Genomic DNA, 25992 nt, shown 5'->3' with positions numbered 1-25992 from the left:
GTTTGATTCATCGGACCGGGGCCCGTAACCTGGGACGTCGGCGTGTCTGTGTGCACGCCATCCACTGAGCACCTCACCTCCCGTGCCGCCTCGCGGTGCGGGGGAGGCCGGCCTGCGGGTTTCTGCGGGGCCGGCTGGCTTCAGGGGTTCCGAACTCGAGTGAGAGAGAGATCCGCGTGTACGCCATCGTGCGCAGCGGTGGTCGCCAGCACAAGGTTGCTGTTGGTGACATCGTTGAGGTTGACAAGATTTCCACTGCCAAGGTTGGCGACACGGTCGAGCTCTCGACCCTGCTCGTTGTCGACGGCGACGCCGTGACCAGCGACCCGTGGGTGCTGGCCGGGATCAAGGTCCAGGCCGAGGTCGTGGACCACCACAAGGGTGCCAAGATCGACATCCTGCGCTACAAGAACAAGACCGGCTACCGCCGTCGCCAGGGTCACCGCCAGCAGTACACGGCGATCAAGGTCACCGGTATCCCCACGGCTGCGAAGTAAGAGGGACTGAGACATGGCACACAAGAAGGGCGCATCGTCCACCCGGAACGGGCGCGATTCCAATGCCCAGCGGCTCGGCGTGAAGCGCTTCGGCGGTCAGGTCGTTTCCGCTGGTGAGATCCTCGTCCGCCAGCGCGGCACGCACTTCCACCCGGGCGCGGGCGTCGGCCGTGGCGGCGACGACACGCTGTTCGCGCTGCAGGCGGGTGCCGTGCAGTTCGGCACGCACCGTGGCCGCAAGGTCGTCAACATCGTTCCGGCCGCCTGATCCAGCTCTGCTGATCAGCGGTACGTAACTTCCCGAGGGCGGATCTCAGCTCTTCCCGGCGCAAGCCGGGAAGAGAGGTCCGCCCTCGGCGCGTTGGTACAGAGACACGTTTGATGGGCAGCAAGGCCTGCCCGGGACATTCCCGTATGTATCTGGAGGAACAACCATGACCACCTTCGTGGACCGCGTCGAGCTGCATGTCGCCGCGGGTAACGGGGGCCACGGCTGCGCCTCCGTTCACCGGGAGAAGTTCAAGCCGCTGGGCGGCCCCGACGGCGGCAACGGCGGCCGCGGCGGCGACGTGATCCTGGTGGTGGAGCAGGCGATCACCACCCTGCTGGACTACCACCACAGCCCGCACCGCAAGGCCACCAACGGCAAGCCCGGCGAGGGCGGCAACCGCTCCGGCAAGGACGGCCAGGACCTGGTCCTCCCCGTGCCGGACGGCACCGTGGTCCTCGACAAGGAGGGCAACGTCCTCGCCGACCTCGTCGGCCAGGGCACCACCTACGTGGCCGCAGAGGGCGGCCGCGGCGGCCTCGGCAACGCCGCGCTCTCCTCCGCCCGCCGCAAGGCGCCCGGTTTCGCGCTCCTCGGCGTCCCCGGCACCACGGGCGACATCGTCCTGGAGCTCAAGACCGTTGCCGACGTGGCCCTGGTCGGCTTCCCGAGCGCCGGCAAGTCCTCGCTGATCTCGGTGCTCTCCTCCGCCAAGCCGAAGATCGCGGACTACCCCTTCACCACCCTCGTCCCGAACCTGGGCGTCGTCACCGCCGGCTCGACCGTCTACACGATCGCCGACGTTCCCGGCCTGATCCCGGGCGCGAGCCAGGGCAAGGGTCTCGGCCTGGAGTTCCTGCGCCACGTCGAGCGCTGCTCGGTGCTCGTGCACGTCTTGGACACCGCCACTCTGGAGTCCGACCGCGACCCGATCGCCGACCTCGACGTCATCGAGGAGGAGCTCAAGCTCTACGGCGGCGGCCTGGAGAAGCGCCCGCGCCTCGTCGTCCTCAACAAGGTCGACATCCCGGACGGCCAGGAGCTCGCCGACATGGTCCGTCCGGACCTGGAGGCCCGCGGCTACAAGGTCTTCGAGGTCTCGGCGGTCGCCCGCACGGGTCTGAAGGAGCTCTCCTACTTCCTCGCCGAGGGCATCGCCAAGGCCCGCGCCCGCAAGCCGAAGCAGGAGGCGACCCGTATCGTCATCCGCCCGAAGGCCGTGGACGACGCCGGCTTCACCGTCACGTACGACGAGGTCGAGGACGTCTACCAGGTGCGCGGCGAGAAGCCGGAGCGCTGGGTCCGCCAGACCGACTTCAACAACGACGAGGCCGTGGGCTACCTGGCCGACCGCCTCAACCGCCTCGGTGTCGAGGATGCGCTGAAGAAGGCCGGCGCCCGCGCCGGCGACGGCGTCGCCATCGGCTCCGACGCGAACGCGGTCGTCTTCGACTGGGAGCCGACCATGATGGCCGGCGCCGAGATGCTGGGCCGCCGCGGTGAGGACCACCGCATGGAGGCCCCGCGCCCGGCCACCCAGCGCCGCAAGGAGAAGGAAGCGCGGCGCGGGGACGCGGCGCAGCAGGAGTACGACGAATTCCGGCCCTTCTGATCTGCTGCTTTGCCGTTCTTCTCCCTCGAACGGAGGAGTTGAGGTGATGTTTACCCCGGTCGCCTAGGATCCACGGGTGAGCAGCACCAACACTCCCAGCGTTTCCGTCGTGGTGATCGCGTACAACGACGCCGTGCTCGTGGGCGAGGCCGTTGCCTCGGCTCTCGCCCAGGGCCCGGTCGTCGCCGAGGTGATCGCCGTGAACGACGCCTCGGCCGACGGCACCGCGCGGGTGCTGGACGAGCTGGCCGCCGTCCATCCCCGCCTCAAGGCCGTGCACCGCACGGAGAACAGCGGCGGGTGCGGTACCCCGCGCAACGACGGGATCGCCCTCGCGACCTCGCCGTACGTCCTCTTCCTCGACAGCGACGACGTCCTGCCCCCGGGGGCGGTCGAGGCCCTCGTGCGCGCCGCCGAGGAGCACCGCGCGCCGGTGACCGTCGGCGCCTGCGTCCGGCGCGAGCTGCCGCAGTACCACGACGTGCCCTGGATGCCCGGGCTCTACACCGCGGGCGATGTGATCGAGCGGCCCGCGGACCGGCCCGAGCTGGTCCGGGACACCCTCTGCGTCAACAAGCTGTACGACCGCAGCTTCCTGGACAAGCACGCGATCCGCTTTCCCGACGGCCGGTTCATCTACGAGGACTTCGTCTTCACCGCGCGCGTGCTGGCCGCCGCGCCCCGCATCGCCGTCATCGGCGACCTCGTCTACGTCTGGCACGTGCGCCGCAGTGCCGCCCAGGTGTCGATCTCCCTGGACCGCAAGGACGTGGGCAACTGGCGCTCCCGGATCGAGGCCCACCGCACGGCCTGCCGGATCATCACCGGCTCCTCCCCGGAGCTGGGCCTCGCCTGCCAGGTGAAGTTCCTGGAGTACGACCTGCGCATGTACCTGCGCGAGCTCGGCAAGGACCCCGAGTACCAGGCCGCCTGGTGGACGCTGACCCGCGACTACCTCGCCGGGTTCGACGAGGCCGCGATCGAGGCCGCCGGGGCGCACGCCCGCTGGATCGTCCGGCTGCTGCTGGCCGCCCCGGCTCCGCCCGCCGACGTGGAGCGGCTCACCCGCTTCGCCGCCGAGCCGCCGCGGCTGCTGCCCCCGTACGCGACCGGCCCGGGCGGGCTGCCCGTGTGGAGCGAGGCCCTGCCGGTCGTCCTGGACCGGCTGGCCGAGCTGCCGGTGGCCGAACTGCCCGTCAGCACCGACGCCGAACCGGTCGGCGCCGGCCGGCTCCGGATCCGGGTGCGCGACCTGTACGGGCGCCTCGCCGAGGCCGGACCGCGCACCGCCCGGCTGCGCTTCGTACCCCGTTCGGGCGGGGAGCCGGTCCTGGACAGGCCCGTGGAGCTGCGCCCCGCCGCCGACGGGGACGGCTGGACCGCCGAGCTGCCCTTCCGCCTCACCGGCGTGGCCTCCGCCGGGCGCCGCCAGGGCCGCCGCGGAATGCAGGCATGGGGGGTCCAGGTGGGCGTGGAGTTCGCCGACGGGAGCTCCCTGGTCACTTCCCCGCGCCCCGTCGACTCCCTGCTCCACCGGCGGGCGCTCCCGAGCAGCAGGTACGGTGTTCTGCTGGCACAGCCGTTCCGCACGGGCGGGGGATCGCTGGCCCTGCGGCTCGCGCCGGGTGCCGCGGGCGCGCTGAGCCTCGTACGCAACCGTCTCCACCGGGCCCGGGCGGGCCGCGGACCGCAGTGATGACAGCTGGCGATCGTCAGGTCGCCGGAGATTTTCGGACAGAGTCCCGGACCTCGGCCGGGGACCTCAGGGAGATACGCATGACTTTTCTGATCACTGGTGGCGCCGGCTACATCGGCTCCCACGTCGTCCGCGCGATGATCGCCGCAGGTGAGGAGGTCGTCGTCTTCGACGACCTCTCCACGGGCAACGAGGACCGTGTCCCGGAGGGCGTCCCGCTGGTGATCGGCTCGGTCCTGGACCGGCTGAACCTGGACGAGACCATCCGCCGGTACAAGATCACCGGTGTGGTGCACCTGGCCGGCAAGAAGCAGGTCGGCGAGTCCGTCGAGAAGCCGCTGTACTACTACCACGAGAACGTGGAGGGCCTTCAGGTCCTGCTGGGGGCGGTGGCCGCCGCCGGCGTCCGCAACTTCCTCTTCTCCTCCTCCGCCTCCGTGTACGGCATGCCCGACGTGGAGCTCGTCACCGAGGAGACCCCGTGCGCGCCGCTGAGCCCGTACGGCGAGACCAAGCTGGCCGGCGAGTGGCTGGTCCGCGCCGCGGGCAAGGCGCACGGCATCTCCACCGCCTGCCTGCGCTACTTCAACGTGGCGGGCGCGGCCGCCCCCGAGCTCGCGGACACCGGGGTCTTCAACCTGGTCCCGATGGTCTTCGAGCGTTTCGACAAGGGTGAGGGCGCCCGTATCTTCGGCGACGACTACCCGACCCCGGACGGCACCTGCATCCGCGACTACATCCACGTCGAGGACCTCGCCGAGGCCCACGTGGTGGCGGCGCGCAAGCTCGTCGAGTGGGGCGCGACCGGCGACTACAAGGACCTCACCGTCAACATCGGCCGCGGCGAGGGCGTCTCCGTACGGGAGATGGCGGAGCTGCTGAACGAGGGCACCGGGCACACCCACGAGCCCGTCGTCGTCCCGCGGCGCCCCGGTGACCCGGCGAAGGTCGTGGCCTCGGCCGACAAGATCGCCGCGGAGCTGGGCTGGAAGGCCAAGCACGACGTCCGCGAGATGATCACCTCGGCCTGGGCGGGCTGGGAGGCCAACCGCAAGGGCGAACTGCCCCACGTCGAGCGCTGAGCCCGTACGCACGAAGCCGCCCGCCCCGGACGTGTTCCGGGGCGGGCGGCTTTCGTACGCAGGGAAGCGGCCCGGGGCTCAGCGCTCCAGGAAGCCGAACAGCTCTTCCCAGCGGTCGGTGATCTCGGTGCTGGAGTAGCGCTGCACGTTGCGGAAGGCGCTGTCGCCGAGGCGGTCGCGCAGTTCACGGTCCGACATCAGCGCGTCGAGGTGTGCGGCCAGCTCCATCGTGTTGCCCAGCCGGGCCAGCAGCCCGTCCTCGCCGTGCTCCACAATCTCCCGCACGCCGGGCGCGCAGTCGAACGCGGCCACCGGCACGCCCGCGGCCATCGCCTCCAGCAGGGTGATCGGGAAGCCCTCGGCCCGCGAGGCCTGTGCGAAGACCGAGGCCCCGCGCAGCGCGCCCAGCACGTCGTCGGTACTGCCCATCCACTCCACGGAGTCGTCCAGCCCGAGCGTGGCCGCGTGCGCGCGCAGCGTCGGCTCCTCGACGCCCGCCCCGTAGATCCGCAGGACCCAGTCGGGGTGGTGCGGGGCGGCGTCGGCCCACGCGTCGAGCAGCAGGTCCATGCCCTTCTCGAAGGCGAGGCGGCCGACGCTCGCGACGACCTTCTCCGTGCGGGGGGCGGGGGAGTCCGGCATGAACGGCAGCGGGTTCGGCATGCTGCCCACGTTCTCCATGCCCGCATGGATCCACAGGTCCGCGTCCTCGGGGGTCAGCACCAGCAGCCGGTCGACCTCGGAGTAGTGGCGGCGGACCCGGTTGCCGCGGGTGGACTTCTGGCTGGCCTCGAACGACTCGTGGCTCATGCCGATGAGGGTGAGTCCCTTGGTGTCGGCGAGCGCCACCCACTCCATCGCCCAGACCTGCGTGACGATCACGACGGCCCCGGGGCGGGCCGAGCGGAACAGCTCGTTCAGCTTCTCGGCCTTGGCCCGCATCTTCGCCCGCCGGGCCGCCTGGCGGCGCCGCTCCGGCGCGTTCAGCCGGCCCTTGATCCCGCGCAGGCGGCGGGCCTTCGGCGGGTGGGTCTCGTACAGGGTGGTCATTCCGTACGGCAGGTCCTGCGGCAGCTTCTGCCGGATCTCCTCGGCGACCGGCGCGATGCCGACGATGTGCACCCGGTGCCCGCGGTCGGTGAACAGCCGGGCCATCTGGTGCGACCACGTCGTCACGCCGCCGAGCTCGTCGACGCTGTTGGAGACGATGAAGATGTCACGGCCGCCAGGCTCTTCGATGCGCGCGCCGGACTCGGCGGTCTGCTGGCTCACTTGCCGCTCCTGGTGAAGAACTTCTCGACGATCTGGCGGGCCGCGTCCCCGCGGTCGTACTCGCCGAACTCGGTGAGGAAACGCTGCCGCGCCTCGGCGTACTTGGCGTCCGCCTCGTCGAACGCGGAGAGGGCCTGGAGGAGTTCGTCGGCCGTGGACACCACCGGACCGGGGGCCTTCTCCTTCAGGTCGAAGTACGTGCCGCGGATGTCGGTCGCGTACTTCTCGTAGTCGTACGCGAAGAACAGCATCGGCCGGTCCAGGACCGCGTAGTCGAACATCACGGACGAGTAGTCGGTGATCAGCGCGTCGGCGAGGGCCAGCAGCGGGGTGATGTCGTGGTGGCGGGACACGTCGACGACCCGGCCCGCGACCGACGGCGGCAGCGAGACGCTGTTGAGGTAGTGGGTGCGCACCAGCAGCGTGAAGCGGTCGCCGAGCTTCTCGGCGAACTCCTCCACGTCGAAGGGGAACTCGAAGCCCTCGACCGCGCCCTCCGCGTTCGCCCGGAAGGTCGGCGCGTACAGCAGCACCTTCTTGTCCGGGTCGATGCCCAGCTCGGCGGCGAGCGGTCCGCGCACCCGCTCCCCGCTCTGCGCTTCGGCGCGGTGCGCCTCGACCAGGGCGTCGTTGCGCGGGTAGCCGGTGCGCAGCAGCACCTCGTCGCGCAGCCGGAAGCCCTTGGCGAGGGTGCGGGTGTCGTGCTCGGAGCGGATCAGGAAGTGGTCGAAGCGGTCGACGGCGGCCTGGAAGCGGTCCTGGCCGGCCTTGCCCTGCGCCTTGGTGCGGGGCTCGTGGAAGCCCATCCGCTTGAGCGCGGATCCGTGCCAGGTCTGGATGTACGTGGTTCCCTCGCGCTTGGTCAGGGCGAGGGGGAAGCCCTGGTTGTCGACCCAGAACTCGGCCTGCGCCAGCGCGCGCAGGTACGGCCAGCTCCAGCGGCGCACCAGGGTGGCCTCCTTGGGGAAGCCGGTGGGCTTGCCGCCCGCGTACGACCAGATCGCCTCGAACGGGACGCCCTGGCGGACCATCTCCTCGTAGATCGCCTTCGGGCTGTCGCTGTACTGCTTGCCCATGTGGCTCTCGAAGACGACCGTGCCCTTCTTGATCGGCAGCTTCGAGAAGACCTCGTGGTAGACCTTCACCTTCTGCTCGCCCGAGCCGATGTTGCGGCGGGCCCGCAGGGCCTTGCGCAGGCCCCGCTTGACCACGCCGGCGGCCTTGCCGTGCATGGCGCTGTTGATCAGCGTCTGGGTGCGGACGGCGGCGGCGCCCTCGGCGGTCAGGACGTAGGAGAGGTTCCCCTTCTTGGTGACCTCCGGCTCGAAGCGGTCGGAGACCAGCCGGGTCAGCCGCGGGCGCACGCGCAGGCGGGCCGCCGACTCCAGATCGACCCCGCCGACGGAGACGCGGGTGGTGACGCGGTCGCCGCCGGCGGTCAGCTTCAGGCGGACGTCCCAGACGGCGTCGATGATGCCGAGGGGGCGGACGGTGCTGCCGACGTCGGCGGTGGTGCTCCATTCGATCGTGTCACCGGCGTGCCGGACGGTTGTCACCGGGAAGCTGAAAGAGCGCACGCCGATCTGCCGGCGGGCCCGGAACTCAAGCGTGGCACCCAGTTCCGCTTCCGGGCTGATGCGGCCCAGCGGGTTGACCACGGCGCCAGAGAGCGTGACGGTGCCGCGCCCGTCGTCCTCGTACGAGGTGAGGCGGTTGCCCAGGGCGAGGGAGCCGAGCGGGGCGGTCTGGAAGCCCTGATCGGTGACGTCCAGTATCCGGCGGGCCTCGGCGCCGTCGGCGGGGTCGTCGATGTGCTGCGCGCACCAGTAGATGCGCCCGTCGCGCTCGGCGAGCGGCGAAGTCAGCCGGCCCTTGTTGGTCATGGCGTCGGCGGCGGGGAGCAGGTTGTCCCAGTCCTCCTTGCCCAGCAGGTAGGCGCAGATCGCCTGGAGGGGGGTGACCTGCTCGTACGCGGCCGGGTCGATGCCGGCCAGGTAGCCGTTCGCCAGGCGGGCGAACTCCTGGCGGTACGTGTCGCCCAGCAGGGGCAGGTCGCGCAGGTGCAGCACCAGGTCGTGCTTGAGGAACTTGGCGTCCTTCGCGGACTTGATGTCCGTGTGCCCCTTGGCGGCCAGCAGCTCGTCGACGCGGCGGTGGATCTCCATCCGGTGGACGAAGTTCGCGATCTCGTGGCGCCGGTTGCTGATCGACTTCGCCGAGGCCCCCTCGACCACGTTCCAGTAGTAGACGTGGTTCGGGATCAGCGTGATGCGGCGCGCGGCGACGTAGGCCTGCGCGGAGAACAGCAGGTCCTCGTAGTGGATGCCGACCGGGAACTCCAGACCCTGCTCCAGCAGGAACGCGCGCCGGTAGCACTTGTTCGTGGAGAGGGTGTCGTAGACCAGCAGGTCGGGGTCCTCGGTGATCGACTCCAGCGTGCGGGTGCGGGAGTAGATCCACGGATACCACTCGGTGGTCTTGCCCCACCGGTTGTCGAGGTGCACGCGGACGCACATGCCGGACACCAGGTCGGAACCGGTCCGCTCGGCGGCGGCCAGCATGTTCCGGCAGGCGTTCCGTTCCAGCACGTCGTCGCTGTCCAGGAACATGACGTACGCGCCGGTCGCCTGCCGGACGCCGTGGTTGCGCGGGGCGCCGCAGCCGCCGCTGTTCTCAGGCAGCCTGAAGGCGCGCACTCTCCCCGGGTGCGCGGCTTCCAGTTCCTGGGCGACTGCATACGACCGGTCCTTGCTGCAGTCGTCGACGATCACGACTTCGACCCCGTGCAGGGTCTGGTCCAAAACCGACTGGACGGCTGTCGGCAGACGCTCTGCGTCGTTGTAGACGATGACGACCACGGAGACGTCAGGCACGTGCACCTCGATCCCTTTGTTCCATTCCGCTTAACCCGTCAAAGCTACCGTGTGCCGCGCTCGGATCCGGCAGGCCGACCCCCGGCGTGCATACTTCTAAGGAAGAGGTGTGTGGCGGGTCCGGTCGCCGACAATCACCCGTTCGGACCCAGCAGGAAGTGTTCATGACGAAGCTGTCCGTAGTCGTCCCTTGCTACAACGAAGAAGCCGTGATCGACAGCTTCGACGTGGAGATCCGCAGGGTCCTGGACTCCCTGCCCGTCGAGTACGAGGTCTGTTACGTCGACGACGGCAGCCGCGACGGAACCCTCGCCAAGCTCCGCAAGATCGCCGCGGAGCACGGCGACCGCACCCGGTACGTCTCCTTCAGCCGCAACTTCGGCAAGGAGGCCGGCATGCTCGCCGGCCTGCGCGAGACCACCGGCGACGCGGTCGTGATCATGGACGCCGACCTCCAGCACCCGCCGGAGCTCATCGCGACCATGCTCGACTACCACCGGCAGGGCCACGACCAGATCATCGCCCGCCGCACGCGCGAGGGCGACAAGAAGGTCCGCTCCGCGCTCAGCCGCCTCTACTACCGGGGCGTCAACCGCTGGGTCGACGTGGAGCTCACCGACGGCGTCGGCGACTTCCGCATGCTGTCCCGGCCGGCCGTGGACGCACTGCTGTCGCTGCCGGAGTACAACCGCTTCTCCAAGGGCCTCTTCTCCTGGATCGGCTTCGACACCGTCCACTTCGACTACCGCAACGCCCAGCGCGAGGCCGGCGAGACGAAGTGGAAGTTCGGCTCCCTGCTGAACTACGCCATGGACGGGCTGATCTCCTTCAACAACCGGCCGCTGCGCATCGGCATCTGGGCCGGTGTGTCGCTGGTGGCGCTGACCGCCCTGTACGCCCTGTACATCGCCATCATGGCCATGACCAACGGGGTCGACGCGCCGGGCTACGTCACCCTCGTGGCGATCATCGTCGGCATCGGCGGCGTCCAGATGATCATGCTGGGTCTGATCGGCGAGTACATCGGGCGCATCTACTACGAGACCAAGCGCCGCCCGCACTTCCTGGTGAAGGAGGCGCACGGCGCGGACCCGCAGGCCCGGCCCGGCGCCGACGCGGCACCCCGCACGGAACGGGAACGCGGCGGCCTGTCCGCCTCGCCCGAGACCGTCTCCGCCGAGCGCGAGGTGCGCTGAGCCATGCGAAGCCAGCTCGGCCAGATTTTCCGCTTCGGCCTCGTCGGCGCCGTCAACACCGGCACCTTCTTCGCCATCTACCTGCTCCTGCACCCGTGGATGCCGTACTTCCTCGCCTACACACTCGCCTTCCTGCTGGCGATGGTCGGCTCGTTCTTCATGAACACCTACTTCACCTACCGGACCAGGCCCACCTGGAAGAAGTTCCTCCTCTTCCCGCTGACGAACATCACGAACTACGTGATCCAGTCCGCCGGGCTCTACGCGCTGGTGACCTGGGCCGGGCTCGACACCCGGATCGCCCCTCTCGTCGCCGCCGTCGTGGCCATCCCGTTCACCTACCTGCTGTCCCGCAAGATCCTGGTCCCGGGCGCCGCCGCGCGGGCCGGGGAGCCGGAGCCGGCGCGCAGCGGCTCCGCCGGCTGAGTCCACGGTCTGAAACCCCTGCGCGGGCGGCGCACGCCACCCCGTAGATTGAGGTGGCAGACGTACCGGCAAGGGGCAAGGGGACAGACGTGTCAGCGGCTAGGCAAGGTGTCGTGGACGCCCGCAGGATCGTGGTCAAGGTCGGATCCTCCTCCCTGACCACCGCGGCCGGCGGACTCGACGCGGACCGGGTGGACGCCCTGGTCGACGTACTCGCCAAGGCCCGCAGCGGCGGCGAGAAGGAGATCGTCCTCGTCTCCAGCGGAGCCATCGCCGCCGGACTCTCCCCGCTCGGCCTGCGCCGCCGCCCCACCGACCTGGCCCGGCAGCAGGCCGCCGCCAGCGTCGGGCAGGGGCTGCTGGTCGCCCGGTACACCGCCTCCTTCGCCCGGTACGGGGTCCGCGTCGGCCAGGTGCTGCTGACCAGCGACGACACCAGCCGCCGCGCCCACTACCGCAACGCGTACCGGACCCTGGACCAGCTCCTGGCCATGGGTGCCCTGCCGGTGGTCAACGAGAACGACACCGTCGCCACGGACGAGATCCGCTTCGGCGACAACGACCGGCTCGCGGCCCTCGTCGCCCACCTGGTCCGCGCCGACCTCCTCGTACTCCTGTCCGACGTGGACGGCCTGTACGACGGCGACCCGTCCCTGCCCGGCACCACCCGCATCGACGAGGTGCGCGGCCCCGAGGACATCGCGCACGTCTCGATCGGCAGCGCCGGCAAGGCGGGCGTGGGCACCGGCGGCATGGTCACCAAGGTCGAGGCGGCCCGGATCGCGGCGGCGGCCGGCATCCCGGTCGTCCTCACCTCGGCGAGCCGGGCGGCCGACGCCCTGGCCGGGCGGCCGACCGGCACACACTTCCACGCCACGGGACGCCGATCGGCGGACCGGCTGCTCTGGCTCCAGCACGCCTCGACCCCGCAGGGGCACCTGGTCCTGGACGAGGGCGCCGTACGCGCGGTGACCGAGCGCGGCAGCTCCCTGCTGCCCGCCGGGATCGCCGCCGTCGAGGGCGATTTCGTCGCCGGAGACCCGGTGGAACTGCGCGCCCCCGACGGCCGCGCGGTGGCCCGCGGGCTGGTCAACTTCGACGCCAAGGAACTCCCGCAGCTCCTCGGCCGCTCCACGCGGGAGCTGGCCAGGGAACTCGGCCCGGAGTACGAGCGCGAGGTCGTACACCGCGACGATCTGGTCCTGCTGGAGGGCTGAGGTTCGGTAAAACCGCCGCGCGGCGGGCCGGGGACTGGTCAACTGTGAAGGGCGGACAGGCATGGCGCAGACAGGAGGCGGCTGGTGAGACGAGCGCTGACCAGCATCAGCGGCGGCGGGGACGAACGCGGCGACGACGTCTCCCGCCTCTGGCACGTCACCCTGAGCGTCTCGGGCAAGCCGGCGCCCCTGTCCGAGGTCCGGCGCGGGCTGGAACAGCTGGCCCATGACCACCCCTTCCTGCTGACCAGCAGATACGCCGACGACCACGCGGAGATCCGGTACTGGGAGGAGGCCCGCGACCTCCACGACGCCGCGGCCGTCGCCCTGCGCCTGTGGGGCGAACACCGCTCCTCGGCGCAGCTCCCGCCGTGGGAGATCGTCGGCCTGGAGGTCATCGACCGCGCCACCTACCACCTGCGTGTCGCCGAGGGCTACGGCCCACCCCCGGCCCACCCGGTGGGCGTGCATCCTTACTGAACCCGCGCCTCGCGCGGCTCGGCCGGAGCGGAGCCCCCAGGAGCGGGTCCGGGCGGAGCCCGGGATACGGAGAAAGGGCGGGGTGGGGGAGAGCCCCGTGCAGCGGCGCCCGTCCATGGCCACGCCCCGGTGCCCACGGCCCGGCCGTGACCGTCTCGCGGGATGGAACCCCGCCGGGCCGTGCCGGGCCGGGGACTACCCTGGGCGGCATGACCTCGCTCGACGCCACCGTCTCGCCCGTGATCGCCACCGCGCAAGCGGCCCGTACGGCCGCCGCGGCCATCGCCCCCCTCCCGCGGTCCGCCAAGGACACCGCGCTCCTGGCCATCGCGGACGCCCTGGAGGCCCGCACCGCCGAGATCGTCGCCGCCAACGCCGTCGACACCGACAAGGCGCGCGCCGCCGGCACCAGCGAGACCGTCATCGACCGCCTCACCCTCACCCCGGAGCGCGTCGCGGCCATCGCCTCCGACGTCCGGGACGTCGCCGCCCTCCCCGACCCCGTCGGCGAGGTCGTCCGCGGCTCCACCCTCCCCAACGGGATCGACCTCCGCCAGATCCGCGTCCCGCTCGGCGTCGTCGGCATCATTTACGAGGCCCGCCCCAACGTGACCGTCGACGCCGCCGCCCTCTGCCTCAAGTCCGGCAACGCGGTCCTCCTGCGCGGCAGCTCCTCCGCCTACGCCTCCAACACCGCACTCGTCGCCATCCTCCGCGACGCCGTCGAGAGCGCCGGCCTGCCCGCCGACGCGATCCAGCTGGTCCCCGGCGAGTCCCGCGACTCCGTCCGCGAGCTGATGCGCGCCCGCGGCCTTGTCGACGTCCTCATCCCGCGCGGCGGCGCCTCCCTCATCAAGACCGTCGTCGAGGAGTCCATCGTCCCGGTCATCGAGACCGGTACCGGCAACTGCCACGTCTACGTCGACGCCCAGGCCGACCTCGACATGGCCGTGGACATCCTCGTCAACTCCAAGGCCCAGCGGCCCTCCGTCTGCAACTCCGCCGAGACCCTCCTCGTGCACCGCGACATTGCCGGCGCCTTCCTGCCCCGCGCCCTCGACGCCCTCGCCGACGCCGGCGTCACCGTGCACGGCGACGACCGGGTCCTCGCCGCCGGCGCGGACTCCAAGGCCACCGTGCTCCCCGCCACCGACGAGGACTGGGCCGCCGAGTACCTCTCCTACGACATCGCCGCCGGCGTCGTGGACTCCCTCGACGACGCCGTCGCCCACATCCGCCGCTGGACCTCCGGCCACACCGAGGCGATCGTCACCACCTCGCAGGCCGCCGCCCGCCGCTTCACCCAGCTGGTCGACTCGACCACGGTCGCCGTGAATGCCTCCACCCGGTTCACGGACGGTGGCCAGTTCGGCTTCGGCGCCGAGATCGGAATCTCCACCCAGAAGCTGCACGCCCGGGGCCCGATGGGCCTTCCGGAGCTGACCTCGACCAAGTACATCGTCACCGGCGACGGTCACGTTCGGTAGTCGGACACCGAACACCGGGTGGCCGGAATTCGCCGAAGACGCTGCCCAAAGCGGCCCCCCAGGTCTACGCTGTTGCTGTGCCGGACGACGTGGGGGGCAAGTTCCCGGACGACGGGGACCCCGACAACGACGACCGCGGAGGCGCGGATCAGGACTTCGCCTCCGTGGTGTTCGACGAGGACTTCGTCCGGAACGCCGAGATCCATGAACCGAGCGCCGCAGAGCGCCAGCGTGCCGCCGACCGGGCACGCGCGGAGGCGGAAGCAGCCCGCGCAGTCGCCGGAGGCTGGACCTCCGACGACGACTACGACGGATACGGCTACGGCCGCCCCGACGGCTACGGCATCGACGAACCCGGCTGGGAACACGGCCCCGCCTACGCAGAAGGCCCGTACGGGGCCTACGGCGGCGTCCTGCGCCCCTACCGGGGCCGCTCGCCCTGGCTGCGCCCCGTCGCCTGGGTACTCGCCTTCGTGATGGGCCTCGGCATGGTCGCCCTCGCCTTCAGCGCCGTCTACCGCAGCGCGTCCGGCGACGCGGACCACGCTCCCGCGCCCGCCAGCACCCCGCTGACGGAAGTCAGCGGCGCCGGGGCGTTTATGTACCCCGTCGGCCGCCAACCCTGAAGGTACGACCCCACTCGCGTTCGCCGGAGCTGGGGGCTTCTCTGAAGCGGGGACAGCGGGGAGAAGCAATGGCCGTGCCAGGAGATCCACCCGACGGCAACCCCGACGGCATCGGCGGGGGCGACGAGGAGTTCCGCTCGGACGATTACCGGTCGGACGAGTACCGCTCGGTGGTGTTCGACGAGGACTTCGTCCGCGCTGCCCGGCTCCAGGAGTTCTCCGCCCAGGAGCGCATGGGCGCACACGCACGGGCCGTACGCAGCCGGTCCATCTGGTCCGGCAGCGGCCCCTCGCGGTCCCGGACCAGCACCCCCGGCCGAGGCGCCCGACAGGGCATGCTCCTCGTGCTCCTCATAGCCGTGGCCTTCGCCATGGCCGTCTACATGGGCCTGCGCAATCCGGCCGTACCTCCGTCCGCGGTCCGGACGGGTCCGCTGAGCAGCACGGTCGTGCCCCTCGCGCCCGCCGTCCCCGTGCCCGGCGGGCTGCCCGCCGACCTGTACGCGAAGAGCCCGGCGGCCGAGTACCGCGTCGGCGCGGCCGGGATCACCCTGCCCGCCGTGCGCCGCACCGGGCACTTCACCGAGGGGCAGGTCCTGACGGCGCTGTCCGTCGCCAAGGACTACCTGGTGCAGTCCTCGCTGGACCCGGACGTACTGGCCGGCGCGGCCACCCGGCCCGTGCGGGTCCTGCTCGATCCCGACCAGCTGGCGCAGTTCGACCTCAGCATGAGCGCGCCCTCCGGAGACGGGCGGCACGCGGCCACCGGCTGGCTGGTCCGCTTCGACCCGCGCACGGCCGTCGTGGCCGACACCCGGGTCCGGGTGAACGGGGCCCTGGCCTTCGAGGAGCTCTCCGCGGACGTGCTGGAGGTGAACACCGACCACACCTTCGTGTACGCCGTGCGCCCCGCCACCGGATCCCCGGCCGCCGCCGACGGCGCCTCGCTCTTCGCCGTCCGGCGCGAGCTGCGGCTGCGCTTCGACCGGGAAGACCTGGCAGCCCGGCGGGCGGAGCTGGTCTCGGCCTATGTGATGGCCGGTCCGCAGGACTGCTCCACCGAGCCCGCCGAAGGCTTCCGCCCGGTCCTGGCCGGGGCCGGGCCGACCACGGTCGGCCCGGCCGCGAGCGATCCGTACGCCAGCGGCACCCCGAGGCGCACCGCCGGGCTGTGCGGCGTGCTCGCGCCGCCCACGGCCGACGGGACCGCCCCGACCGCCCCGGCCGGCGGGACCGCCCCCGTCAGTCCTGCTCCGTAGCTCCCTTGCCCGAGCCGCCGGCCGCCCCGGTGAACTTGTCGCGCAGCTTGCCGCCGACGTCGGCCGCGCCGCCCGCGATGTCGCCGACCAGCTTGAACAGCGGGTCCTTGCTGGTGCGCACCGCGTCCGCGTAGTGCGTGGCCGACTCCCGGAAGGAATCCGTCACCGACGCGTCCTTGTCGTCCTCCCGGTGCGGATAGTGGCCGTCCATGATCCGCTGGTAGTCCCGGCTCTGCGACCACTTCTTCAGCTCGGCCGCCCGCACGGTGGTGAACGGGTGCGTCCGAGGCAGCATGTTGAGGATCTTCAGCACGGAGTCGCGCAGATCGCCGCCCGCCTCGTACTCCTCGGCCTGGGCCAGGAAGGAGTCCACGTTCATCTCGTGGAGGTGGTTGCCGCCCGCGAGCTTCATCAGGCCCCGCATCGAGGCGTGCACGTCCTGCCCCACCAGCAGCCCCGCCCGGTCCGCCGAGAGCTCCGACTTGCGGAACCACTCGCGCAGCGCGGTCACGATCGCCGTGATCGCCACGTTGCCCAGCGGGATCCACGCCACCTTCAGCGCCAGGTTCGTGAGGAACAGCAGCACCGTGCGGTACACGGAGTGCCCCGACAGCGCGTGGCCCACCTCATGGCCCACGACCGCCCGCATCTCCTCCTCGTCGAGCAGCTCGACCAGGGCCGTGGTCACCACGATGATCGGCTCGTCCAGGCCGATGCACATGGCGTTCGGCCTCGGGTCCTGCTGCACGTACATCTGCGGGACCCGCTCCAGGTCCAGGATGTAGCAGGCGTCGCGGAGCATGGCGTACAGGTGCGGGAACTGCGTCTCGCCCACCCGGACGGAGTCGGACAGGAACAGCAGGCGCAGGCTCCGCTCCGGAAGCAGTCCGCTCAGGGCCTTGAACACGGTGTCGAACCCGCTCAGCTTGCGCAGCGCCACCAGCGCCGAGCGGTCCGCCGGGTGCTCGTACGCGCGCGAGGAAATGCCGGGGAACCTCCTGCGGTCCCGCGCCGGCACCTTCTCGAACCCGGTCTCCGTCATAACGCCCTCCCCCTCGGTCGGCCTGAGTACATCTGCGTCTATCCTCTCCAACGCCTGAGTCGGCGTGAGCGTGCCCCAGGCCCCCGCATACGATGTGAGCGAAGTCTCCGCTCGCTCCCCGACTCGATAGGTATCTGCCTGATGAGCCTCTCCACCACCGCCCACAACCTGGTCGTTCTCGCGTCGGAGGGCGCCGAGCAGCAGGGCGGCAACCACGACAGCCTGAACCCGTTCCTGACCGGTGGCGGCGCGCTGTGCGTCCTGCTCCTGATGCTCTGGGTGACCACGCGCCTGAACCGCGACCGCTGACGCTGCCGTCGCTCGCTCGCACGCTCGAACGCGGGTCCGCGCCGCTCCGCCGGGCCAGTAGGCTCTGCGCTCATGGGAGAGCAGGAGATGCCTACCGGCCCGGTCAAGCGCCGGCTCGGAGTGATGGGCGGGACATTCGACCCGATCCACCACGGACACCTGGTGGCCGCCAGCGAAGTGGCCGCCCTGTTCCACCTCGACGAGGTGGTGTTCGTACCGACCGGCCAGCCGTGGCAGAAGTCGCAGCGCGCCGTGTCCCCCGCCGAGGACCGCTATTTGATGACGGTCATCGCGACGGCCTCGAACCCCCAGTTCTCGGTGAGCCGCATCGACATCGACCGCGGCGGGCCGACGTACACGATCGACACCCTGCGTGATCTGAGCGCGCTGAACGAAGACGCCGACCTGTTCTTCATCACCGGTGCCGACGCCCTCGCCCAGATCCTGACCTGGCGGAACGCCGACGAGCTCTTCTCGCTCGCCCACTTCATCGGAGTGACCCGGCCGGGCCACGTGCTCACCGACGACGGGCTCCCCGAGGACGGCGTCTCCCTGGTGCAGGTGCCCGCGCTGGCGATCTCCTCCACGGACTGCCGCACACGGGTCGCCCAGGGGGATCCTGTCTGGTATTTGGTGCCCGACGGTGTGGTGCGCTACATCGACAAGCGTGAGCTGTACCGGGGAGCCTGAGCTTCCGGAGAAAGGGGCCCGCGGTGAACGACCGACAGGATCCGTACGACCGGCACCATCCGCACGCAGCCCAGGAGCAGCAGCTCATCGGCTACGACGCGTACGGGCGGCCGGTGTACGGCCAGGCGCCCGCGCAGCCCGCCGCCGGGCAGCAGTACCAACAGCAGTACGAGCAGCAGTACGGCTACGACCACCAGGGCCACGGCGGGCAGCAGCAGGCGTACTACCCGCAGCAGCCGCAGCAGCCCGCCGCCCCCGAGTACGGCCGGCAGGACTACCCGCAGGCCCCCGCCTACGGGTACGACACGCAGCAGACCCGCCAGTGGATCCCGCAGCAGGCCACCCCCGAGCCCCCCGCCCCGGCCCCCGCGGATCCCCGGCCGCCGCGCCTCGCCCAGGTCCCCCAGCCGCGCCGGGCCGAGGACGGGCAGCCGGCCCCGGACTACCGCACCGAGCAGTTCGCCTTCATCGACCAGCCGGACGAGGACTCCGAGGACGTCATCGACTGGCTCAAGTTCACCGAGAGCCGGACCGAGCGCCGGGAGGAGGCCCGCCGCCGCGGCCGCAACCGGGTGGTCGCCCTCATCGTGGTCCTCGCCCTCTTCGTCGTCGGCGGTGCCGGCTATCTCTGGTACACGGGCAGGCTGCCGTTCCTCGACGGCCCCGGGCAGAAGCAGGACGCCGCGGCCGCCGCCGGACCGCAGAAGCGCGACATGATCGTCGTCCACCTGCACAACACCAAGAAGGGCGGCACCTCCACGGCGCTGCTCGTCGACAACGTCACCACCAAGAAGGGCGCCACCGTCCTGCTGCCGAACACGATGGGCGTCCCGAAGGACGACGGCACCGGCACGGCCCTCGGCAAGGCGGTCGAGGACGGCGGTCTGGGCGTACGGGACTCCCTCGACTCGGTGCTCGGCACCCACATCGGCGGCACCTGGCGCCTGGACACCCCCTTCCTGGAGAACCTGGTCGAGCTGGTCGGCGGCATCGAGGTCGACACCGACACCGCGGTTCCCGCGGACGACGCCGCGAAGATCCCGGCCGTGGGGCAGGGCCCGAAGCAGCACCTCAGCGGTGCGATGGCCGTCGCGTACGCCACCCACCGCGCCCAGGGCGAGCCCGAGGCCAAGCAGCTGGACCGCTTCGGCAAGGTGCTCTACGGGGTGCTGCGCAAGGTCCCCGGCGACCCGAAGTCGGCGACCGTCACGGTCGAGAGCATGGGCCAGATCCTCGACCCCTCCCTGAACGCCCAGACCCTCGGCGCCCTGCTGGCCAGGCTGGGCGAGCACGCCAAGGAAGGTGCGTACCGCACGGACGTCCTCGCCGTGAAGCCGGACGGCACGCTCACCGACGACGCCAACAAGAACGTCGTCAAGGAGGTGCTCGGCGGCAGCACCACGGCGGCCCAGGCCGGCACCGCCGCGCGCGTCGGCCTCAAGGACGCCACCGGTGACGACAAGACGCAGACCGCGGCCAAGGCGGCGCTGCTGAACGGCGGCTACGCCTTCGTGGACGGCGGCAAGGCCGACAAGACCCAGCCGGCCACGCAGATCACGTACCAGGACGACGCCCAGCGGGCGAAGGCGGTCGAGGTCGCCAAGACGCTGGGGCTGCCGGAGACCGCCGTGAAGAAGGGCGAGAACGCCGTGAACGCCGACGTCGTGGTGATTCTGGGCAAGGACTACAAACCGTCCTGACCGGGCGGCGAGCGGGGCCGCCGCCCGCGCGGGACCTTCCGCGCGGGCGGGGTCGGCGGTACATGAGACCCTTGTAAGGATCTGCCCGCCAACCCGAAAGCATGGCCAGTGACCGCCACGGACCGCTCCATCGAGCTCATCACCGCCGCCGCCCAGGCCGCGGCCGACCGGCTCGCGCACGACATCATCGCGTACGACGTCAGCGACGTGCTGTCGATCACCGACGCCTTCCTGCTCGCCTCGGCGCCCAACGACCGCCAGGTCAAGTCGATCGTCGACGAGATCGAGGAGCGCCTGCTCAAGGAGCTCGGCGCCAAGCCGGTGCGCCGCGAGGGCGACCGCGACGCCCGCTGGATCCTGCTCGACTACATCGACATCGTCGTCCACGTGCAGCACAGCGAGGAGCGGGTCTTCTACGCGCTGGAGCGCCTGTGGAAGGACTGCCCCGAGATCGAGCTGCCCGAGGACGCCAAGCTCACCAAGGGCAAGGCGGAGGAGCACGCCAAGCTGCGCGAGGCCGCGGGCGACGACGACCTGGACGGTGATCTGTTCTGAGCACGACGGCCACCGGGAAGACCGGGCGGAAGATCGTCCTCTGGCGGCACGGCCAGACCTCGTGGAACCTGGAGCGGCGCTTCCAGGGATCCACGGACATCGAGCTGACCGAGACGGGTGTGGCGCAGGCGCGCCGCTCCGCCCGGCTGCTCGCCTCGCTGAAGCCCGACGCCATCGTGGCCTCCGACCTGCGGCGGGCCTCCGCCACGGCCGCCGAGCTGGCCGCGGTGACGGGCCTGCCCGTGGCGCACGACGCCGCTCTGCGCGAGACGTACGCGGGTGTGTGGCAGGGCCTGACGCACGACGAGATCCTCGGGAAGTACGGCGAGGAGTACGCCGCGTGGAAGCGCGGCGAGCCCGTGCGCCGCGGCGGCGGCGAGCTGGAGACCGAGGTCGCCGACCGGGCGGCGCCGGTGGTGCTGGAGCACGCCGGCCGGCTGCCGGAGGGCGGCACGCTCGTCGTGGTCAGCCACGGCGGGACCATCCGTACGACCATCGGCCGGCTGCTGGGCCTGGAGGCGTACTACTGGGAGGGCCTGGGCGGGCTCTCCAACTGCTGCTGGTCCGTCCTCGGCGAGGGCGCGCGCGGCTGGCGCCTGATGGAGCACAACGCCGGCACGCTGCCGGAACCGGTGCTCGGCGACGACGACTGAGCCCGCCTCAGGGCGGCTCCGGCCCGGATTTCACTTTCCGGCTGGTCACAGGCTAGAGTTCTTCTTGTTCGCAGCGCAGAACACCGGAAACGGAGGGAAGCGCAGCGGAGAGCGGGGCTATAGCTCAGTTGGTAGAGCGCCTGCATGGCATGCAGGAGGTCAGGAGTTCAATTCTCCTTAGCTCCACAATCAGGATCCCGTCCCCAACAGGGGGCGGGATCCTTCCGTTTGTCCTTCGGTGCTTGCTGACCTGCCCCGTACCCGCGTGGCAGAATCGGACCGCCGGAGGGGGAGTCGACGGCCCGACGCGGGAGGGAGTCGCTGACGGATGGGTGCACACCGGCGGCGGTGCGACTGGTGCAACAACGGCACGCCGATCGTGCGGGACATGGACCCGGTCAACCCCGACTACCAGTACTGGTGCGAGGAATGCGCGCGGGCGCTGATCATAAAAGGCGACCCGATCGAGACGTACCGCGAGCTGGAAGGGGAGCCGATCTACGGCCGGCTGCTCGACGAGCACTGCACGCTCAAGCGGTTCTACCAGTTCGCCAGGGCGTAGAGCCGCAGCACGGAACGGGATGAACCGGGCAAGCCGGAGCGCCCGGAAACCGATTTTTGGACCTGGGCCATGACCGTGTAATGTTCTCGATGTCGCCAGGGGGAACCGGCAAGGGAAACCGGGCAGGGGCCCGGCGGCAGAGAAACAAGGGGCTATAGCTCAGTTGGTAGAGCGCCTGCATGGCATGCAGGAGGTCAGGAGTTCAATTCTCCTTAGCTCCACAGAAGAGAAGCGGGCCACCCGGATCGGGTGGCCTGCTTCTCGTCGTGTCCGTGCCTCGGAACGGCCGAGCGGCCGCCGGGACCGCTGCGGTACCCTGACGCCATGCGTGCCGTACGCCTTCTGCTTACCGAGCCGCGCTGATCAGTGCCGACCCTCGAACGGTCGGCATCGGCGCGGCGCCCCCTCCTGTGCGAGGGGTTTTTTCGTTTGGGCAGGCAGAGACGGCAGAGACGATCGATGGAGCTTCAGGAATCATGAGCGAGACGAACACCCCGGCCCCCGAGGCGGCCGAGGCGCACCGTTACACGGCTGCCGTGGCCGCCGACATCGAGGCACGCTGGCAGGACGTATGGGACGCGCAGGGCACCTACGAGGCCCCGAGCCCGTCCGGTGACCTGGCCGGGGACCCGGCGGTCGTCGCGCGGCCCAAGAAGTTCATCATGGACATGTTCCCGTACCCGTCCGGTGCGGGCCTGCACGTCGGTCACCCGCTGGGGTACATCGCCACCGACGTCTTCGCCCGCCACCAGCGGATGACCGGCCACAACGTCCTGCACACCCTGGGCTTCGACGCCTTCGGCCTGCCGGCCGAGCAGTACGCCGTGCAGACCGGCACGCACCCGCGCGTGTCCACCGAGGCGAACATCGAGAACATGAAGGTCCAGCTGCGCCGCCTGGGCCTGGGCCACGACAAGCGCCGCTCGTTCGCGACGATCGACCCGGGCTACTACAAGTGGACCCAGTGGATCTTCCTGCAGATCTACAACTCCTGGTACGACGCGGACGCGGCCAAGGCCCGCCCGATCGCCGAGCTGGTCGCCGCCTTCGAGGACGGCTCCCGCGAGGTCCCCGGGGGCCGCTCCTGGGCCGCGCTGACCGCGGGCGAGCGGGCCGACGTACTCAACGGGTACCGGCTGGCGTACGCCTCGGACGCGCCCGTGAACTGGTGCCCCGGGCTGGGCACCGTACTGGCCAACGAGGAGGTCACCGCGGACGGCCGCTCCGAGCGCGGCAACTTCCCGGTCTTCAAGGCCAAGCTGAGCCAGTGGAACATGCGGATCACCGCGTACGCCGACCGGCTGCTGGACGACCTGGACGCGCTGGACTGGCCCGAGGCCATCAAGCTGCAGCAGCGGAACTGGATCGGCCGCAGCGAGGGCGCGCGCGTCGACTTCGCGGTCGGCGACGACGCCATCACGGTGTTCACCACGCGTCCCGACACCCTGTTCGGCGCCACCTACATGGTGCTGGCGCCCGAGCACGAGCTGGTCGGCAAGATCGTCCCGGCCGAGTGGCCCGAGGGCACGCACCAGGTGTGGACCGGCGGCGCCGCGACCCCCGGCGAGGCCGTCGACGCGTACCGCAAGCAGGCCGCCGGGAAGTCGGACGTCGAGCGGCAGGCCGAGGCCAAGGACAAGACCGGTGTCTTCACCGGCGCGTACGCGACCAACCCGGTCAGCGGCGACCTGGTCCCCGTCTTCATCGCCGACTACGTGCTGATGGGCTACGGCACCGGCGCGATCATGGCCGTCCCGGCGCACGACAGCCGCGACTTCGAGTTCGCGCGCGCCTTCGAGCTGCCGATGCGCTGCGTCGTGGAGCCCTCGGACGACCGCGACGCCGACCCGGCCGAGTGGGACGGTGCGTTCTCCTCGTACGACGGCACCATCGTGAACTCGACGGGCGAGGGCGTCTCGCTGGACGGCCTGGGCGTCGTCGAGGCGAAGGCCGCCATCACGGCATGGCTGGCCGAGCAGGGCATCGGCGAGGGGACGGTCAACTTCCGTCTGCGTGACTGGCTGTTCAGCCGCCAGCGCTACTGGGGCGAGCCCTTCCCGATCGTCTACGACGAGGACGGCGTCGCGCACCCGCTGCCCGAGTCGATGCTGCCGCTGGAACTGCCCGAGGTCGAGGACTACTCGCCGCGCACGTTCGAGCCGGACGACGCGGCGTCGAAGCCGGAGACCCCGCTGTCGCGCAACGAGGCCTGGGTCAACGTCGAGCTGGACCTGGGCGACGGGCGCGGCGTGCGCTCCTTCCGCCGCGAGACCAACACCATGCCCAACTGGGCCGGCTCCTGCTGGTACGAGCTGCGCTACCTGGACCCGGACAACGGGGACGCACTGGTCGACCCGGAGATCGAGAAGTACTGGATGGGACCGCGCGAGGGCGCGCCGCACGGCGGCGTCGACCTGTACGTGGGCGGCGCCGAGCACGCGGTGCTGCACCTGCTGTACGCCCGTTTCTGGTCGAAGGTGCTGTTCGACCTGGGCCACGTCTCCTCCGCCGAGCCGTTCCACAAGCTGTTCAACCAGGGCATGATCCAGGCGTACGCCTACACCGACGAGCGCGGTGTGTACGTCCCGGCGGCCGAGGTCGAGGAGCGCGACGGGGCCTGGTTCTTCGAGGGCAAGCAGGTCAAGCGTGAGCACGGCAAGATGGGCAAGTCCCTGAAGAACGCCGTCACGCCGGACGAGATCTGCGAGGAGTACGGCGCCGACACCCTGCGCCTGTACGAGATGGCGATGGGCCCGCTGGACGTCTCGCGCCCGTGGGACACCCGGGCCGTGGTGGGCCAGTACCGGCTGCTGCAGCGCCTGTGGCGCAACATCGTGGACGAGGAGTCCGGCGCGGTCACCGTCGTGGACGGCGAGCCGGGCGAGGACACCCTGCGCGCGCTGCACAAGGCGATCGACGGGGCCGGCGCGGACATGGCGGGGCTGCGCTTCAACACCGCCATCGCGAAGATCACCGAGCTGAACAACGCGCTGACCAAGGCCGGCCGCCCGCTGGAGCGCTCGGTCGCGGAGCGGCTGGTGCTGCTGATCGCCCCGCTGGCCCCGCACATCGCGGAGGAGCTGTGGCACCGCCTGGGCCACACCGGCTCGGTGGTCCACCAGGACTTCCCGGTCGCGGACCCGGCGTACGTCGTGGACGAGAGCGTGACCTGCGTCGTCCAGATCAAGGGCAAGGTCAAGGCCCGCCTGGAGGTGCCGCCGACGATCTCCGAGGGTGACCTGGAGCAGCTGGCGCTGGCCGACGAGGCGGTCGTGGCGGCGCTGGGCGGGGCCGAGATCCGCAAGGTGATCGTCCGTGCGCCGAAGCTGGTGAACATCGTCGTCTGAGGCGTCGTGCCCCTGATCTAGGGGTATTCCCGTACGGGCAGGTTGGGGGTTCGTTTGGAACCCCTGGCCTGCCCGTGGCGTTTACGGTGGGAGGGGACGGAAAAGGCAGGGGAAGGGGCCCTCATGGACGCAGGCGCGTTGGTCATCATGATCTTCCTGGTGGTGCTGTTCGCCCTCCTGGGGCTCGGCGTGTGGGCCACGGCGAAGGTCGTCGGCGCGGCGAAGCGCGGGGTGGACCGTACGATCACGCAGGCCCGCCGGACCGTGGAGGACACCGCGCTGAGGGCGAAGAGCCTCGGGCAGGTCGGGGTCGCCGGGTCGCTGGCACAGCTGCGCCTGGACCTGCGCACATCGATGCGGGCCACGCAGCAGGCGCTGACCGAGGGCGCCCGTACGGACGCCTCGCTGAAGGAGTCGCTGGGGCTCTTCGAGCGGCTGAGCGCCCACGGGCACGAGCTGGACGACGAGCTGAAGCGGCTGGAGCAGGAGCCGGACCGGGGTCGGATCGCCGGGATGCTGCCCGACCTGAAGGAACGCACCGTCAAGATCACGCAGGCGGCGGATTCGCTGCGGTGGGCCGCCCGTGACCGCGCCCGGCGCTTCGCCGAGGACGACCTTTCGACGCTGTCGGCGCAGATCGAGGTCGAATCGGGGGCGCTGCGGGACTGGTCCCGGGAACCGGCGGACGACCTCGCGGCGGCGGCAGCGGCGTGGGACGCCCAGCAGTCGCCCTCGGCCGGGTCCGCCGGGCGGGCGCCGGAGCCCCCGGGGCGTACCGCGGGCCCTGCGCCGGCGGCCCTGAACCCGTCGGCCCCGCCGACGCGCCACCCGTGGCAGAAGGCCCCGCGTCCGGAGACGACGACCTGAGCGGCTGACGCGATGGCCGGCCGGGCGGCGCGGAGCGCCCGGCGGGACGCAGGGCGCACCGCGTGCCCCCCCCCCCCCGCCGGAGGCCCCGCGCGGACGGGCCGGCGGGCGTGCCAGTGAGTCAGGGGTACCGCGGGCCCTGCGCCGACGGCACTGAACCCGTCGGCCCCGCGGATGCGCCGCCCGCGGCGGAAGGCTGCGCGCCCCAGGACGACGACCTGAGCGTTTGACGCCAGGGTCGGCCGGCCTACCGGCGACGTGTGGCCGTGCCGACGG

Annotated in this window: 23 protein-coding genes and 2 tRNA genes; 22 read left to right on the top strand and 3 right to left on the bottom strand. The window is 71.1% G+C overall.

The features are described 5' to 3' along the window. Positions 1-176: 176 nt before the first annotated feature. From rplU to galE, 5 genes are all read left to right on the top strand, one after another. The gene (gene rplU / locus ABTY04_RS20175; protein WP_045947825.1) at positions 177-497 is read left to right on the top strand and encodes a 50S ribosomal protein L21; all 321 of its coding nucleotides are present in this window, start codon (positions 177-179) and stop codon (positions 495-497) included. A 13-nt stretch (positions 498-510) separates the two neighbouring features. Next, complete coding sequence (rpmA, locus tag ABTY04_RS20170; protein WP_008738950.1) at positions 511-765, top strand: 50S ribosomal protein L27; 255 nt, start codon at positions 511-513, stop codon at positions 763-765. Positions 766-931: 166 nt separating this feature from the next. Next, positions 932-2377: a GTPase ObgE gene (gene obgE, locus ABTY04_RS20165; RefSeq protein WP_352214699.1), complete on the top strand. Its 1446-nt coding sequence runs from the start codon at positions 932-934 to the stop codon at positions 2375-2377. A 76-nt stretch (positions 2378-2453) separates the two neighbouring features. Then, positions 2454-4073: a glycosyltransferase family 2 protein gene (locus tag ABTY04_RS20160; RefSeq protein WP_352214698.1), complete on the top strand. Its 1620-nt coding sequence runs from the start codon at positions 2454-2456 to the stop codon at positions 4071-4073. Positions 4074-4153: 80 nt separating this feature from the next. After that, positions 4154-5155 carry a UDP-glucose 4-epimerase GalE gene (gene galE, locus ABTY04_RS20155; RefSeq protein WP_352214697.1) on the top strand — a complete coding sequence of 334 codons (1002 nt, stop codon included), beginning with the start codon at positions 4154-4156 and terminating at the stop codon, positions 5153-5155. A gap of 78 nt (positions 5156-5233) precedes the next feature. Here the strand turns inward: galE and ABTY04_RS20150 are convergent, their stop codons facing one another. Together ABTY04_RS20150 and ABTY04_RS20145 are read right to left on the bottom strand one after the other, a co-directional pair. Further along, positions 5234-6427, bottom strand: coding sequence for a glycosyltransferase (locus tag ABTY04_RS20150; protein WP_352214696.1), 1194 nt, complete (start codon positions 6425-6427; stop codon positions 5234-5236). Beyond that, positions 6424-9306, bottom strand: a complete 2883-nt coding sequence (locus tag ABTY04_RS20145; RefSeq protein WP_352214695.1) for a bifunctional glycosyltransferase/CDP-glycerol:glycerophosphate glycerophosphotransferase — start codon at positions 9304-9306, stop codon at positions 6424-6426. Before ABTY04_RS20145 ends, ABTY04_RS20150 begins: the two co-directional genes overlap by 4 nt. A gap of 158 nt (positions 9307-9464) precedes the next feature. Between ABTY04_RS20145 and ABTY04_RS20140 the strand changes: the two genes are divergently transcribed. From ABTY04_RS20140 to ABTY04_RS20110, 7 genes are all read left to right on the top strand, one after another. After that, positions 9465-10496, top strand: a complete 1032-nt coding sequence (locus ABTY04_RS20140) for a glycosyltransferase family 2 protein (RefSeq protein ID WP_352214694.1) — start codon at positions 9465-9467, stop codon at positions 10494-10496. A gap of 3 nt (positions 10497-10499) precedes the next feature. Then, positions 10500-10922, top strand: a complete 423-nt coding sequence (locus ABTY04_RS20135; protein ID WP_352214693.1) for a GtrA family protein — start codon at positions 10500-10502, stop codon at positions 10920-10922. Positions 10923-11011: 89 nt separating this feature from the next. Beyond that, complete coding sequence (proB, locus tag ABTY04_RS20130) at positions 11012-12139, top strand: glutamate 5-kinase (protein WP_352214692.1); 1128 nt, start codon at positions 11012-11014, stop codon at positions 12137-12139. An 84-nt stretch (positions 12140-12223) separates the two neighbouring features. Further along, entirely contained in the window at positions 12224-12619 is a 396-nt protein-coding gene (locus ABTY04_RS20125) for a DUF8830 family protein (RefSeq protein ID WP_352214691.1), read from the top strand. A 209-nt stretch (positions 12620-12828) separates the two neighbouring features. Continuing rightward, positions 12829-14106 carry a glutamate-5-semialdehyde dehydrogenase gene (locus ABTY04_RS20120; RefSeq protein WP_352214690.1) on the top strand — a complete coding sequence of 426 codons (1278 nt, stop codon included), beginning with the start codon at positions 12829-12831 and terminating at the stop codon, positions 14104-14106. Positions 14107-14183: 77 nt separating this feature from the next. Beyond that, positions 14184-14732 carry an SCO2584 family spore wall biosynthesis protein gene (locus ABTY04_RS20115; RefSeq protein WP_352214689.1) on the top strand — a complete coding sequence of 183 codons (549 nt, stop codon included), beginning with the start codon at positions 14184-14186 and terminating at the stop codon, positions 14730-14732. A gap of 68 nt (positions 14733-14800) precedes the next feature. Beyond that, positions 14801-15991 (top strand): SCO2583 family membrane protein, encoded by a 1191-nt coding sequence (locus ABTY04_RS20110; protein WP_352214688.1) that lies wholly within the window; start codon positions 14801-14803, stop codon positions 15989-15991. Here ABTY04_RS20110 and ABTY04_RS20105 read toward each other — a convergent pair. Continuing rightward, on the bottom strand, positions 15975-17033 hold the full coding sequence (locus ABTY04_RS20105) for a M48 family metallopeptidase (RefSeq protein ID WP_352214687.1): 1059 nt from the start codon (positions 17031-17033) through the stop codon (positions 15975-15977). The genes ABTY04_RS20110 and ABTY04_RS20105 overlap by 17 nt on opposite strands. A 141-nt stretch (positions 17034-17174) precedes the next feature. On the opposite strand from ABTY04_RS20105, the gene ABTY04_RS20100 reads away from it, so the two are divergent. From ABTY04_RS20100 to ABTY04_RS20055, 10 genes are all read left to right on the top strand, one after another. Beyond that, positions 17175-17342 carry a hypothetical protein gene (locus ABTY04_RS20100; protein WP_352214686.1) on the top strand — a complete coding sequence of 56 codons (168 nt, stop codon included), beginning with the start codon at positions 17175-17177 and terminating at the stop codon, positions 17340-17342. 72 nt (positions 17343-17414) lie between these two features. Then, positions 17415-18032 carry a nicotinate-nucleotide adenylyltransferase gene (gene nadD / locus ABTY04_RS20095; RefSeq protein WP_030862415.1) on the top strand — a complete coding sequence of 206 codons (618 nt, stop codon included), beginning with the start codon at positions 17415-17417 and terminating at the stop codon, positions 18030-18032. A 23-nt stretch (positions 18033-18055) separates the two neighbouring features. Further along, positions 18056-19732, top strand: a complete 1677-nt coding sequence (locus ABTY04_RS20090) for an LCP family protein (protein ID WP_352214685.1) — start codon at positions 18056-18058, stop codon at positions 19730-19732. A 108-nt stretch (positions 19733-19840) separates the two neighbouring features. Continuing rightward, positions 19841-20287: a ribosome silencing factor gene (gene rsfS, locus ABTY04_RS20085; protein WP_053786810.1), complete on the top strand. Its 447-nt coding sequence runs from the start codon at positions 19841-19843 to the stop codon at positions 20285-20287. Beyond that, entirely contained in the window at positions 20284-20940 is a 657-nt protein-coding gene (locus ABTY04_RS20080) for a histidine phosphatase family protein (RefSeq protein WP_352214709.1), read from the top strand. Before rsfS ends, ABTY04_RS20080 begins: the two co-directional genes overlap by 4 nt. 113 nt (positions 20941-21053) lie before the next feature. After that, positions 21054-21126 (top strand) — tRNA-Ala (locus ABTY04_RS20075). Between the two features lie 142 nt (positions 21127-21268). Beyond that, on the top strand, positions 21269-21502 hold the full coding sequence (locus ABTY04_RS20070) for a hypothetical protein (RefSeq protein WP_008738908.1): 234 nt from the start codon (positions 21269-21271) through the stop codon (positions 21500-21502). Positions 21503-21650: 148 nt separating this feature from the next. After that, a tRNA-Ala gene (locus ABTY04_RS20065) sits at positions 21651-21723 on the top strand. 255 nt (positions 21724-21978) lie between these two features. Further along, positions 21979-24849 (top strand): leucine--tRNA ligase, encoded by a 2871-nt coding sequence (gene leuS, locus ABTY04_RS20060; RefSeq protein ID WP_352214684.1) that lies wholly within the window; start codon positions 21979-21981, stop codon positions 24847-24849. Between the two features lie 123 nt (positions 24850-24972). After that, positions 24973-25716: a hypothetical protein gene (locus tag ABTY04_RS20055; RefSeq protein WP_352214683.1), complete on the top strand. Its 744-nt coding sequence runs from the start codon at positions 24973-24975 to the stop codon at positions 25714-25716. Positions 25717-25992: the final 276 nt, after the last annotated feature.

This window comes from Streptomyces sp. NPDC097981 (assembly GCF_040302565.1).
Classification (GTDB): domain Bacteria; phylum Actinomycetota; class Actinomycetes; order Streptomycetales; family Streptomycetaceae; genus Streptomyces.
The sequence above is the reverse complement of the archived record's forward strand: the minus strand, read 5'-3'. Positions and strand labels throughout refer to the sequence as shown.

Excerpts from the sequence above, each read along its gene's own strand:
- rpmA (WP_008738950.1), top strand. The coding sequence starts at position 511 with ATGGCACACAAGAAGGGCGCATCGTCCACCCGGAACGGGCGCGATTCC.
- obgE (WP_352214699.1), top strand. The coding sequence starts at position 932 with ATGACCACCTTCGTGGACCGCGTCGAGCTGCATGTCGCCGCGGGTAAC.
- galE (WP_352214697.1), top strand. The coding sequence starts at position 4,154 with ATGACTTTTCTGATCACTGGTGGCGCCGGCTACATCGGCTCCCACGTC.
- ABTY04_RS20140 (WP_352214694.1), top strand. The coding sequence starts at position 9,465 with ATGACGAAGCTGTCCGTAGTCGTCCCTTGCTACAACGAAGAAGCCGTG.
- ABTY04_RS20135 (WP_352214693.1), top strand. The coding sequence starts at position 10,500 with ATGCGAAGCCAGCTCGGCCAGATTTTCCGCTTCGGCCTCGTCGGCGCC.
- ABTY04_RS20120 (WP_352214690.1), top strand. The coding sequence starts at position 12,829 with ATGACCTCGCTCGACGCCACCGTCTCGCCCGTGATCGCCACCGCGCAA.
- ABTY04_RS20110 (WP_352214688.1), top strand. The coding sequence starts at position 14,801 with ATGGCCGTGCCAGGAGATCCACCCGACGGCAACCCCGACGGCATCGGC.
- ABTY04_RS20105 (WP_352214687.1), bottom strand. The coding sequence starts at position 17,033 with ATGACGGAGACCGGGTTCGAGAAGGTGCCGGCGCGGGACCGCAGGAGG.
- ABTY04_RS20100 (WP_352214686.1), top strand. The coding sequence starts at position 17,175 with ATGAGCCTCTCCACCACCGCCCACAACCTGGTCGTTCTCGCGTCGGAG.
- nadD (WP_030862415.1), top strand. The coding sequence starts at position 17,415 with ATGGGAGAGCAGGAGATGCCTACCGGCCCGGTCAAGCGCCGGCTCGGA.
- ABTY04_RS20070 (WP_008738908.1), top strand. The coding sequence starts at position 21,269 with ATGGGTGCACACCGGCGGCGGTGCGACTGGTGCAACAACGGCACGCCG.
- leuS (WP_352214684.1), top strand. The coding sequence starts at position 21,979 with ATGAGCGAGACGAACACCCCGGCCCCCGAGGCGGCCGAGGCGCACCGT.
- ABTY04_RS20055 (WP_352214683.1), top strand. The coding sequence starts at position 24,973 with ATGGACGCAGGCGCGTTGGTCATCATGATCTTCCTGGTGGTGCTGTTC.